This window comes from Pseudomonas sp. W17 (genome assembly GCF_040268305.1).
Lineage (GTDB): Bacteria > Pseudomonadota > Gammaproteobacteria > Pseudomonadales > Pseudomonadaceae > Aquipseudomonas > Aquipseudomonas protegens.
This window is the reverse complement of the sequence record NZ_CP158490.1, coordinates 3,377,134-3,388,925: the sequence shown is the minus strand read 5'-3', so window position 1 is coordinate 3,388,925 and position 11,792 is coordinate 3,377,134. Positions and strand designations below refer to the sequence as shown.

The 11,792-nt window shown below is 64.2% G+C and carries 9 protein-coding genes; 7 read left to right on the top strand and 2 right to left on the bottom strand.

From position 1 onward, the window contains the following. Positions 1–18: 18 nt before the first annotated feature. Positions 19–1,041, bottom strand: a complete 1,023-nt coding sequence (locus ABCR88_RS15755) for an AraC family transcriptional regulator (RefSeq protein ID WP_041120647.1) — start codon at positions 1,039–1,041, stop codon at positions 19–21. Positions 1,042–1,426: 385 nt separating this feature from the next. Between ABCR88_RS15755 and ABCR88_RS15750 the strand changes: the two genes are divergently transcribed. From ABCR88_RS15750 to ABCR88_RS15720, 7 genes are all read left to right on the top strand, one after another. Then, positions 1,427–2,698, top strand: coding sequence for a sugar ABC transporter substrate-binding protein (locus ABCR88_RS15750; protein WP_258028837.1), 1,272 nt, complete (start codon positions 1,427–1,429; stop codon positions 2,696–2,698). 157 nt (positions 2,699–2,855) lie between these two features. Continuing rightward, the gene (locus ABCR88_RS15745) at positions 2,856–3,782 is read left to right on the top strand and encodes a sugar ABC transporter permease (RefSeq protein WP_011061358.1); all 927 of its coding nucleotides are present in this window, start codon (positions 2,856–2,858) and stop codon (positions 3,780–3,782) included. A gap of 10 nt (positions 3,783–3,792) precedes the next feature. After that, positions 3,793–4,623: a carbohydrate ABC transporter permease gene (locus tag ABCR88_RS15740; protein ID WP_011061359.1), complete on the top strand. Its 831-nt coding sequence runs from the start codon at positions 3,793–3,795 to the stop codon at positions 4,621–4,623. A 23-nt stretch (positions 4,624–4,646) separates the two neighbouring features. After that, positions 4,647–5,750, top strand: a complete 1,104-nt coding sequence (ugpC, locus tag ABCR88_RS15735; protein ID WP_041118251.1) for a sn-glycerol-3-phosphate ABC transporter ATP-binding protein UgpC — start codon at positions 4,647–4,649, stop codon at positions 5,748–5,750. A gap of 16 nt (positions 5,751–5,766) precedes the next feature. After that, positions 5,767–7,248 (top strand): mannitol dehydrogenase family protein, encoded by a 1,482-nt coding sequence (locus tag ABCR88_RS15730; protein ID WP_041118253.1) that lies wholly within the window; start codon positions 5,767–5,769, stop codon positions 7,246–7,248. A gap of 62 nt (positions 7,249–7,310) precedes the next feature. After that, complete coding sequence (gene xylB, locus ABCR88_RS15725; RefSeq protein WP_350404848.1) at positions 7,311–8,807, top strand: xylulokinase; 1,497 nt, start codon at positions 7,311–7,313, stop codon at positions 8,805–8,807. Between the two features lie 13 nt (positions 8,808–8,820). Then, positions 8,821–9,759 carry a carbohydrate kinase gene (locus ABCR88_RS15720; RefSeq protein ID WP_041118255.1) on the top strand — a complete coding sequence of 313 codons (939 nt, stop codon included), beginning with the start codon at positions 8,821–8,823 and terminating at the stop codon, positions 9,757–9,759. 90 nt (positions 9,760–9,849) lie between these two features. Here the strand turns inward: ABCR88_RS15720 and ABCR88_RS15715 are convergent, their stop codons facing one another. After that, positions 9,850–11,151 (bottom strand): OprD family porin, encoded by a 1,302-nt coding sequence (locus ABCR88_RS15715; RefSeq protein ID WP_053158615.1) that lies wholly within the window; start codon positions 11,149–11,151, stop codon positions 9,850–9,852. Between the last annotated feature and the right edge of the window lie 641 nt (positions 11,152–11,792).

Here is an 11,792-nt window from a genome sequence, read left to right as displayed (position 1 = left end):
TCGCCGGCAAGCCGGCGCCTACGAGAGGTGCGGGTCGTTGAGGATCAGGCTGCGGTAATGCCCGGGGTTGGAACCGGACCATTTGCGAAAGGCCTTGTAGAACGAGCTGGTGTCGGCAAACCCCAGGCGCCCGGCAATCTCGGCAAAGCTGATCTGCGGCTCGGCCAGCCAGACAATCGCCAGTTCCTTGCGCACGCTGTCCTTGAGCGCCTGGTAGCTCTGGCCCTCTTCGGCCAGGCGCCGGCGCAGGGTCGAGGCGGACATGCACAGGCTCTGGGCCAGGCTTTCGCTCTCGGGCCACTGCTCCCCTGGCAGTTGCCGCAACTGCTGTTTGATGCGGCTGGCCAGGCTCTCGGGGTCGCGGTACTTGACCAGGATGTTGGCCGGGGCATGGGCCAGGAAGCGCTTGAGCTCTTCCTCGCTGCGCTTGATCGGCAGGTCCAGGCAGTCGGCGGCGATGATCATCCGTGTGCGCGGCCGTTCGAAACGCAGGTTGTCGGAGAACATCACCCGGTAGTCGTCACAGAAATCCGGCTGCGGGCCGCGCAGCTCGATGGCCAGGATCGGAATGCGCCGGCCCGCCAGCCAGCAGGCCACGCCGTGGACAATCATCCAGTAGGTGAAGTAGGTAAAGGCCCGCCGCGGCTCGTGTTCATCCTCCAGCAGGACGATTTCCGCCAGGCTCTGCTGATGCACCAGCTGCGCCGGCATGCGCTCGAACATCAGCGTCAGAAAGCCCAGCACCGAGTCCAACCCGCTGGCCAGGGTCGGCTGGGCCATGGCCGAGCGGCAGAGAAAGGCCAGGCTGCCGGACTTCAGGCGGCGCGGGTCCATGCCGAAGAACTCATCGTCCAGGCGCCGCGCCAGCAGGCGCCAGAGCCGTGCATAGGCACTGGCCGGTACCCGCGCCGTGCCCTGCTGCAGGCCCGCCGGGTCGATGCCGACCTTGTGCAGCACTTCATCGGTGGCGGCGCCCGGGGCGCAGCTTTGCAGCAGTGCCTCGCGCACCAGTTGCATGGAGATGGTGTCTTTTTCCGACATCGCGGCCAACGGTTTACTCAATCCTGGGATGGCCATCTTAGGCAGTGACCGGGAAAAAGCCAGTGGGCTTTGGGCTAAGTGGTAGCCCCTCCTGCCGGCCAAAACCAATACGCATCTGCAAGGCCGCGAACAGGCCCAAGCGCTAGCGAGTCCCGCAGAACGTCTGCCCAAGCCAATGGCCCTTTGACGGGCCAGTGCAAAAAAGTATCAATTCAAGTGTCAGGGATGATTTGTCAGCACCGCGTTTGAGGGCTGTAATCAGCCCACCTTCTTCCTCGGCAGAGGAAGACATAACAACAATAACCGTCCTTCTGCAGCCCTTACCGGCGCAGGACAGGAGTGAACGATGAAACCCTGCAGCAAAGCCCTGCTCCTCACCACCTGCATGACCCTCAGCAGCGTCACCCTTGGCGCCCAGACCCTGACCATCGCCACCGTCAACAACAGCGACATGATCCGCATGCAACGCCTGTCCAAGACCTTCGAGGCCGAGCACCCGGACATCAAGCTGAACTGGGTGGTGCTGGAAGAGAACGTGCTGCGCCAGCGCCTGACCACCGACATCGCCACCCAGGGCGGGCAATTCGACGTGCTCACCATCGGCATGTACGAAGCCGCACTCTGGGGCGCCAAGGGCTGGTTGCAACCGATGCAGGACCTGCCGGCCAGCTATGAGCTGGACGATGTCTTCCCTTCGGTGCGCGAGGGCCTGTCGGTCAAGGGCACTCTCTACGCCCTGCCGTTCTACGCCGAAAGCTCCATGACCTACTACCGCACCGACCTGTTCAAGGAGGCCGGCCTGAGCATGCCCGAGCGGCCGACCTGGGAGCAGATCGGCGAATTCGCCGCCAAGCTCAACAAGCCCGACCAGGAGCAATACGGTCTGTGCCTGCGGGGCAAGGCCGGCTGGGGCGAAAACATGGCCCTGATCACCACCCTGGCCAACAGCTACGGGGCGCGCTGGTTCGATGAACAATGGAAGCCCGAGTTCACCGGGCCGGAATGGAAGAACGCCCTGACCTTCTATGTCGACAACATGAAGAAGTCCGGCCCGCCCGGGGCTTCGAGCAACGGTTTCAACGAAAACCTGGCGCTGTTCAACAGCGGCAAGTGCGCGATCTGGGTCGACGCCAGCGTGGCCGGCTCTTTCGTCACCGACAAGAGCCAGAGCAAGGTCGCCGACCATGTGGGCTTCACCTACGCGCCGCACCAGGTCACTGACAAGGGCAGCGCCTGGCTGTACTCATGGTCCCTGGCGATCCCCGCCAGTTCCAAGGCCAAGGACGCCGCCAAGACCTTCAGTGCCTGGGCCACTTCCAAGCAGTACGCCGCGTTGGTGGCCGAGAAGGATGGCATCGCCAATGTGCCGCCGGGCACCCGCGCCTCCACCTACAGCGAGGCCTACATGCAGGCCGCGCCGTTCGCCAGGGTCACCCTGGAGTCGCTTAAGGTCGCCGACCCGAGCAAGCCCACCCTCAAGCCGGTGCCCTACGTTGGCATCCAACTGGTAACCATCCCCGAGTTCCAGGCCATTGGCACCCAGGTCGGCAAGTTGTTTTCCGCCGCCCTGATCGGCCAGACCACGGTGGACCAGGCCCTGGCGGCCGCGCAGCAGAGCACCGAACGGGAAATGAAGCGCGCCGGCTACCCGAAATAACCCGGCACTCCCTGTAGGAGCCGGCTTGCCGGCGAAGAGGCCCTTGAGTCTTGCGCAGTGTTCAAGGACGCCTTTGCTGGCAAGCCAGCGCCTACGGGCAGCCCGGCCGTGCCAGCGCCGTGTCGGGCCCCCCTGTACCCAACTGGTTGTGAACCTTATGAATACCTCGACTGCCAAGCTGCATGTGCAACCGCAGGCGGCGCCTCGCAAAAGCCGCCTGGCCAACCCCGGCTGGTTCCTGGTCAGCCCCTCGGTGGCGCTGTTGCTGCTGTGGATGATCGTGCCCCTGGGCATGACCCTGTACTTTTCAGTGATCCGCTACAACCTGCTGTATCCCGGCGAGAACCAGTTCGTCGGCCTGGAGAACTTCAGCTACTTCCTCAGTGATTCGGGCTTTGTGCCCGGGGCCACCAACACCCTGTTGCTGGTGGGCAGCGTACTGCTGATCAGCGTGGTGTTCGGGGTACTGATCAGCGCCTTGCTGGAGGCCAGCGAATTCCTCGGCCGGGGCATCGTCCGGGTGCTGCTGATCTCGCCGTTCTTCATCATGCCCACGGTGGGCGCGCTGATCTGGAAGAACCTGATCTTCCACCCGGTGTCGGGGATCCTCGCCGCGCTGTGGAAACTGTTCGGCGCCCAGCCGGTGGACTGGCTGGCGCACTACCCGCTGCTGTCGATCATCGTCATCGTTTCCTGGCAGTGGCTGCCGTTCGCCATCCTGATCCTGATGACCGCCATGCAGTCCCTGGACCAGGAACAAAAGGAAGCCGCACGCCTCGATGGTGCCGGGCCCATCGCCATCTTCTGGCACCTGACCCTGCCGCACCTGGCCCGGCCGATTGCCGTGGTGGTGATGATCGAGACCATCTTCCTGCTGTCGGTGTTCGCCGAGATCTTCACCACCACCAACGGCGGCCCGGGCTATGCCTCCACCAACCTGGCGTACCTGATCTACAACCAGGCCCTGGTGCAGTTCGACGTCGGCATGGCTTCGGCCGGCGGGCTGATCGCCGTGGTCATCGCCAACATCGCCGCGATCATCCTGGTGCGGATGATCGGCAAAAACCTGACTGACCAGAGCTGAGGTGGCCGCCATGACCCTGCAACAATCCCGACGCCTGCAAAGCCTGCTACTGGGCACCCTGGCCTGGGCCATCGCGATCCTGATCTTCTTCCCGATCTTCTGGATGGTGCTGACCAGCTTCAAGAGCGAGATCGACGCCTTTGCCACGCCGCCGCAATTCATCTTCACGCCAACGCTCGAGAACTACCTGCACATCAACGAGCGCAGCAACTACCTGGCCTTCGCCTGGAACTCGGTGGTGATTTCCTTCAGCGCTACCGCCCTGTGCCTGCTGATCGCGGTGCCGGCGGCCTACTCCATGGCCTTCTTTGAAACCCGCAACACCAAGCGCACCCTACTGTGGATGCTCTCCACCAAGATGCTGCCGCCGGTGGGCGTGCTGATGCCCATCTACCTGCTGGCCAAGAGTTTCGGCCTGCTGGATACGCGCATCGCGCTGATCGTGATCTACACCCTGATCAACCTGCCGATCGTGGTGTGGATGGTTTACACCTACTTCAAGGACATCCCCCGGGACATCCTCGAAGCCGCCCGCCTGGACGGCGCCACACTGGCCCAGGAAATGCTGCGGGTGCTGATGCCCATCGCCAAGGGTGGCCTGGCCTCCACTGCACTGCTGTCGCTGATCCTGTGCTGGAACGAGGCCTTCTGGTCGCTGAACCTGACCTCTTCCAACGCCGCCCCGCTGACCGCGCTGATCGCCTCCTACTCCAGCCCCGAAGGGCTGTTCTGGGCCAAGCTCTCGGCGGTCTCGACCCTGGCCTGCGCGCCGATCCTGATCTTCGGCTGGATCAGCCAGAAGCAGTTGGTGCGCGGCCTGTCCTTTGGCGCGGTGAAGTAACTCTGAAATTGCGGAGACATCCCATGGCTCACCTGAAAATCAACAACCTGCAAAAAGGCTTCGAAGGCTTTTCCATCATCAAGGGCATCGACCTTGAGGTGAACGACAAGGAGTTCGTGGTCTTCGTCGGCCCCTCGGGCTGCGGCAAGTCCACCCTGCTGCGGCTGATCGCCGGGCTGGAGGAAGTCAGCGGCGGCAGCATCGAGCTGGACGGTCGCGACATCACCGAAGTCAGCCCGGCCAAGCGCGACCTGGCCATGGTGTTCCAGACCTACGCCCTGTACCCGCACATGAGCGTGCGCAAGAACATGTCCTTCGCCCTGGACCTGGCGGGGGTCGACAAGGCCCTGGTGCAGCAGAAGGTCGACGAAGCGGCGCGCATCCTGGAACTGGGGCCGATGCTCGAACGCAAGCCCAAGCAGCTGTCCGGCGGCCAGCGCCAGCGCGTGGCCATTGGCCGAGCCATTGTGCGCAACCCGAAGATCTTCCTGTTCGACGAGCCGCTGTCCAACCTCGATGCCGCCCTGCGGGTACAGATGCGCCTGGAACTGGCGCGCCTGCACAAGGAACTGCAGGCCACCATGATCTACGTGACCCACGACCAGGTGGAAGCCATGACCCTGGCAGACAAGGTGGTGGTGCTCAATGGTGGCCGGGTGGAACAGGTGGGCTCGCCCCTGGAGCTCTACCATCGCCCGGCCAACCTGTTTGTCGCAGGCTTTCTCGGCACGCCGAAGATGGGCTTTCTCAAGGGCCGCATCAGCCACGTCGACGGCCAGGGCTGCGAGGTCCAGCTGGATGCCGGGGCACGCCTGCGCCTGGAGCAGAGCGGTGCGCAACTGAGCCTGGGCAGCGAGGTGACCCTGGGCATCCGTCCCGAGCATCTGGAGCTGGGCGAGCCTGGCCCGGGCAGCCTGGCAGTCACCAGCGACGTGGCCGAGCGCCTGGGCAGCGACACCTTCTGCCATGTCCGCAGCAGTTGCGGTGAAGCCCTGACCCTGCGTATCCGCGGTGACCTGGCGAGCCGCTACGGCGAACAGCTGCACCTGCACCTGGCCCCCCAGCACTGCCATCTATTCGATGCCCAGGGGGTCGCCGTGTCCCGCCCCCTGCGCGCCGCCGCCTGATCCCAGAGAGCCCTGCATGAAACTCAAACGCTTGAACCTCAGCCAACTGCCGCCCCAGGTGCGGGTACCCGCCTACACCGTCGCCGCCACCCGCCAGGGCATCGCGCACATTGGCGTCGGCGGCTTTCACCGGGCCCACCAGGCCTATTACACCGATGCCCTGATGAACCTGGGCCAGGGCCTGGACTGGAGCATCTGCGGGGTCGGCCTGCGCTCCGAAGACCGCCGCGCGCGGGACGATCTGGCCGGCCAGGACTACCTCTACACCCTGTACGAGCTGGGCGATGGCGACGGCCACGAGGTGCGGGTGATCGGCGCCATCAGCCAGATGCTGCTGGCCGAGGACGACGCCCAGGCGCTGATCGACAAACTGGCCAGCCCGGAGATCCGCATCGTCTCCCTGACCATCACCGAGGGCGGCTACTGCATCGACGACAGCACGAGCGAGTTCATGCTGCACCTGCCGCAGATCCAGCACGACCTGGCCCATCCGCAACAGCCGCGCACGGTATTCGGCTTTCTCTGCGCGGCCCTGGCCCTGCGCCGGGCCGCGGGGATCCCGGCCTTTACCCTGATGTCCTGTGACAACCTGCCCCACAACGGCGCGGTGACCCGCAAGGCGCTGCTGGCCTTCGCCGCCCGCCGCGACGCCGACCTGCATGACTGGATCGAGCGCCACGTGAGCTTTCCCAACGCCATGGTCGACCGCATCACCCCCATGACCAGCACCGCCCACCGCCTGCAACTGCACGATGAGCACGGCATCGACGATGCCTGGCCGGTCGTCTGCGAGCCCTTTGTGCAGTGGGTCCTGGAAGACAAGTTCTGCAATGGCCGGCCGGCCTGGGAACAGGTCGGCGTGCAGTTCACCGACGACGTCACGCCCTATGAAGAGATGAAGATCAAGCTGCTCAACGGCAGCCACCTGGCCCTGACCTACCTGGGCTTTCTCAAGGGCTACCGCTTCGTCCACGAAACCATGAACGACCCGCTGTTCGTCGCCTACATGCGCGCCTACATGGACCTGGACGTAACCCCGCAACTGGCGCCGGTACCGGGCATCGACCTGGCGGCCTACAAGGACACCCTCATCCAGCGCTTCTCCAACCAGGCGATCGCCGACCAGCTGGAGCGGGTGTGCAGCGACGGTTCGTCGAAGTTTCCCAAGTTCACCGTGCCTACCATCAACCGGCTGATCGCCGATGGTCGTGATACCGAGCGTGCGGCCCTGGTGGTGGCGGCCTGGGCCCTGTACCTCAAGGGCGTGGACGAGAATGGCCTGAGCTACCGGGTTCCCGACCCGCGGGCCGAGTTCTGCCAGGCCCTGGTGGCCGACGATACCTTGCTGACCCAGCGTTTGCTGGCGGTGGAAGAAATCTTCGGCTCGGCGATTCCCCATTCCAGCGCGTTTGTCGATGCTTTCGAGCGCTGCTTCAACAGCTTGCGCGAACATGGCGTGAGCAAGACGCTGGAGCGGTTGTTGGCCAGGCCCGTGTAGCCGCTGCCGCAGGCTCGGCAGCGGCTACAGCTCGACAATAATCACCCACACCAGGAGCGACGATGACTCAACCCGCGCTTTTTCTCGGCCTCGACTGCGGCACCCAGGGCACCAAGGCGCTGATCCTCGACAGCCGGAGCGGCACCGTCCTGGGCCGGGGCGCTGCGCCCCACAGCCTGATCAGCGGCGCCAATGGCTGCCGCGAACAGGATCCCGCGCAGTGGCTGCAAGCCTGCACCAGCGCCACCCGGCAGGCCTTGCAGGCGGCCGGGGTGGATGGCCGGCAGGTGCTCGGTGTCGGGGTTTGCGGCCAGCAGCACGGTCTGGTGCTGCTGGATGACCAGGGCCAGGTGCTGCGCCCGGCCAAGCTGTGGTGCGATACCCAAAGCAGCGCCGAAAACCAGCGCCTGCTGGACTGGCTGGGGGGCACCCAGGGCTCCCTGGAGCGCCTGGGGCTGGCCATTGCCCCGGGCTACACGGTGTCGAAACTACTCTGGACCCGGGAGCAGCACCCGGAACTGTTCCAGCGCATTGCGCATATCCTGCTGCCCCACGACTACCTCAATTTCTGGCTGACCGGGCGCTGCTGCAGCGAGTACGGCGATGCCTCGGGCAGCGGCTATTTCGATGTGCGCAGGCGCGACTGGGACCGCGCCCTGCTGGCCCATATCGACCCCAGCGGGCGCCTGGAGCGGGCCTTGCCGCCGTTGCTCGAAGCGCACCAGCCTGTGGGCCGGATCCTTGCGCCGGTCGCCCGGCAACTGGGGATCAGCGCGGATGCCTGGGTGGCCAGCGGCGGTGGCGACAACATGCTGGGGGCCATCGGCACCGGCAATATCCAGCCCGGAATCATCACCATGAGCCTGGGCTCCTCCGGCACCGTGTATGCCTACGCCGAGCGCCCGCTGATCAGCCCCGAGCCTTCGGTGGCGACCTTCTGTTCGTCCAGCGGTGGCTGGCTGCCGCTGATCTGCACCATGAACCTGACCAACGCCACCACCCTGGTGCGCGAACTGCTGGGCCTGGACCTTGCCGCTTTCAACCAGCGGCTGGAGCAGGCCCCCATCGGGGCCGAGGGGCTGTGCCTGCTGCCGTTCTTCAACGGCGAGCGAGTGCCCGCCCTGCCCCAGGCCCAGGGCAGCCTGCACGGTATGACCCTGGACAACCTGACCCCGGCCAACCTGTGCCGCGCGGTGGTGGAAGGCACCACCTTCGGTTTGCGCTACGGCCTCGACCTGTTGCGCGCAGCGGGCCTGCACAGCCAGAGCATCCGGCTGATCGGCGGCGGTGCGAAAAGTCTGCTGTGGCGACAGATGGTCGCCGATATCATGCATGCCCCGGTGATCTGCCCCCGCGAGGCCGAAGCCGCCGCATTGGGCGCGGCGATCCAGGCAGCCTGGTGCCATGGCCGGCTGGATGATCCGGACCTGGACCTGCACCAACTCTGCGAGCGCTGCGTGCGCCTCGACCCGGGCAGCGAAACCCAGCCCCGGGCCGAACACGTGGCGGCCTACGAACCGGTGTACCAGCGCTATCGACAGCAACTGGCAAGCCTTTGAAGAGCGAATGACTATGTATCTGGTGTGTGGCGAAGCGCTGTTCGACTTTTTCAGCGCGGATGAGGCCGGGGCCCCGGCCAGTAAAGTGGCGTTCCAGGCGATCGCCGGGGGCTCGCCGTTCAACGTGGCAGTGGGCCTGCGCCGCCTGGGCGTCGATGTCGCCCTGCTGGCCGGGCTGTCCCGGGACTACCTGGGCCAGCGCCTGCGGCGGGTGCTGGAAAACGAAGGCGTGGATACCCGCTACCTGCGGGAATTCGACGCCCCCACCACCCTGGCCATGGTGGCCGTGGGCGCCGATGGCTCGCCCCACTACAGCTTTCGCGGCGAGGGCTGTGCCGATCGCCAGTTGCAAGAAGAGCACCTGCCGCAGCTCGACGCACAGGTGCGCGGGCTGCATATCGGCTCGTTTGCCCTGGTGGTGCAGCCGATTGCCGATACCTTGCTGGCCCTGGTGCGCCGTGAGCGGGGGCAGCGGCTGATCAGCCTGGACCCCAACGTACGGCTCAACCCGCAGCCGGATATCCAGCTGTGGCGCCAGCGCATCGCCGAACTGGCCGGCCATGCCGACCTGATCAAGGTCAGCGACGAAGACCTGACCCAGCTGTACCCCGGGCAGGCGCCCGAGACGCTGATCCGGGGTTGGCTGCAAGGCAATGCCCGGCTGGTGTTCCTGACCCGTGGCAGCCAGGGCGCGACGGTGTTCAGCCGTGGGCATGGCAGCTGGTCGGTGGACGCGCCCCGGGTGGAGGTTGCCGACACCGTGGGCGCCGGAGATACCTTCCAGGCCGCGCTGATCACCTGGCTGACCGAACAGGGCCTGGATTCCCCCCAGGGCCTTGAACAGCTCGATCGCGAACAGACCGACGCCCTGCTGCGTTTCGCCGTCAACGCCGCGGCCCAGACCTGCACCCGCACCGGCCCGGACCTGCCGTACCGACATCAACTCCCGTAGCCGCCGGCTTGCCGGCGAAGAGGCCCGCAAGCCTTGCGCAATTGCGGCTACCGCCTTCGCTGGCCAGCCAGCTTCTACCAGAGTCGTCGGTCAGAGCAGCGAGAAGTTGTAGCTGACGATCAGGCGGGTTTCGTCCATGTCGCGGGCGATCTTCTGGTAGTTGCTGCGGTAGGTGGCGTTGCGCAGGCGCAGGCTCACGTCCTTGAAGGTGCCGCTCTGCACCACGTACTTGAGCTCGCTGTCGCGCTCCCATTCGCGGCCTTCGCGCAGGCTGCCCGGGACCTTGATGTGGTCGCCGCTGACGTAGCGGGTCAGGAAGCTCAAGCCGTTGAGGCCAATGGCCTTGAAGTCATAGTCATAGCGCAGTTGCCAGGAACGCTCCTGGATCGCAGCGAAGTCGTTGACCTGCACATAGTTCACCAGGTACGGGTTGCTGCCATCCAGGTAAGGCATGGAGTTGTCGCCGTACATGCGCTGCCAGCCGGCACTGAACACGTGCCCGGCCACGCTGTAGCCGAGCATGGTGCTCAGGGCGCGGTTGTCGATGCCGCCGGCGCGCTCGGCGCCGGTGTCGGCACTCTTGAGCAGGCGCAGGTCGCCTTTGAGCACGCCGGGCCCCAAGGGCTGGTTGGCCAGCAGGCCGACAAAATGCTGACGGTAGATGTCTTCCAGCTCGGCGTAGTGGTACTGGCCGGTCAGGCGATCGTTGAACTTGTAGTCCACCCCATAGGTGTCGAAGTGATCCGCCGTGGTGTTGCAGGCGTAGCGCTTGTTCTTGCAGTGCACGCGGATGTCCTGGGCATCGCTGGAGTCCCGCGCGGTGTAGCGGTTCAAGCGGGCCGCGGTCAGGGTCAGGTCCTTGACCTCCCGGGAAGTCAGCACCGCGCCGTTGAACATGGTGGGCAGCAGGCGCCCGTCGTTGTACTTGAGCAGCGGCAGGTCCGGCAACTGGGCGCCGTACTTGAATACCGTCTGCGAGACCCGGACCTTGGCGGTCAACCCCAGCTTGGCGTACTGGTCCGCCGAGCCCCGCGGGTCGTGACCGCTGGAGGGCAGCAGGCCGCTGTTGCTGCGGTCGGGGCTGGAGTCGAGCTTGATCCCCAGCATGCCCAGGGCGTCCAGGCCGAAACCCACGGTGCCCTCGGTGTAGCCCGATTGCAGGTTGAGAATAAAGCCCTGGGCCGATTCTTCACGCTTGGATGCGCCCTGGTCGGTGCTGGTGTGGCCGTCGCGAAAGTCCCGGTTGAAGTAGATCGTGCGCGATTCCAGCTTGGCGCTGCTGTCTTCGAAAAAACCCGCCGCATTGGCCAGAGGGGCAAAACCCGCGCACAGCACGGCAGCGCCGAGGCCCAGCAATGGGCACGGATTGAGTAAGGGGAAAGGGGGACGCATGAACAGGCTCCAGCAGCAAATCAGTGACGCGAGGTAAAGAAAAAGACCCAGGTGAAATTCATCCAGCGAATCTGTGATCGCCAGCTGAATTGATTGAATCAATGAAGACCGGCAATGATGGCAGATAGCCCCTACCCTCCCAACCCGACTTTAGTCTGACGCCCGCCTGGTCATAACCGGCGCTACCCGTCCCGCCTTGCCAGCCATATCTTTGAAAAAACCGATCAATTTCAACAGTTTTCAAGCTGCAGAAAAGCGTCAAAAAAACTGTCCGACTGCTCAGCTTCACCTTCGGAACCCAGGATGCCGTAGCAGGTAATGTCAAAAAGGCATTAGCTTTTCGTCTCACCGCACTACCGTTCGTCGGTTTTTTCAGTCATTTATTAACAAAAACCAACTATTTGACGCTTTCCATGATGACTATCATGAAGACTCTTAACTAATTGATTTTAAACATTATTTTATTCATCGAAAAATAAACAAAACACAGCTGTCATTTATGTAACACAGCAAAACGTCAATTAAACGTCTCTACGTTATGGTAGTGTCAAAAAAAGAGCGTGATAGCGGCAATGTGCCATACGCCTTTTCAGAAGGTGAGAACCACCCTCACCCCAACACTCATCATGGACGAGGTCGTT

What these genes read in the sequence shown, in the direction of transcription:
- ABCR88_RS15755 (WP_041120647.1), bottom strand. Translation starts at nt 1,041, where the DNA reads ATGTCGGAAAAAGACACCATCTCCATGCAACTGGTGCGCGAGGCACTG.
- ABCR88_RS15750 (WP_258028837.1), top strand. Translation starts at nt 1,427, where the DNA reads ATGACCCTCAGCAGCGTCACCCTTGGCGCCCAGACCCTGACCATCGCC.
- ABCR88_RS15745 (WP_011061358.1), top strand. Translation starts at nt 2,856, where the DNA reads ATGAATACCTCGACTGCCAAGCTGCATGTGCAACCGCAGGCGGCGCCT.
- ABCR88_RS15740 (WP_011061359.1), top strand. Translation starts at nt 3,793, where the DNA reads ATGACCCTGCAACAATCCCGACGCCTGCAAAGCCTGCTACTGGGCACC.
- ugpC (WP_041118251.1), top strand. Translation starts at nt 4,647, where the DNA reads ATGGCTCACCTGAAAATCAACAACCTGCAAAAAGGCTTCGAAGGCTTT.
- ABCR88_RS15730 (WP_041118253.1), top strand. Translation starts at nt 5,767, where the DNA reads ATGAAACTCAAACGCTTGAACCTCAGCCAACTGCCGCCCCAGGTGCGG.
- xylB (WP_350404848.1), top strand. Translation starts at nt 7,311, where the DNA reads ATGACTCAACCCGCGCTTTTTCTCGGCCTCGACTGCGGCACCCAGGGC.
- ABCR88_RS15720 (WP_041118255.1), top strand. Translation starts at nt 8,821, where the DNA reads ATGTATCTGGTGTGTGGCGAAGCGCTGTTCGACTTTTTCAGCGCGGAT.
- ABCR88_RS15715 (WP_053158615.1), bottom strand. Translation starts at nt 11,151, where the DNA reads ATGCGTCCCCCTTTCCCCTTACTCAATCCGTGCCCATTGCTGGGCCTC.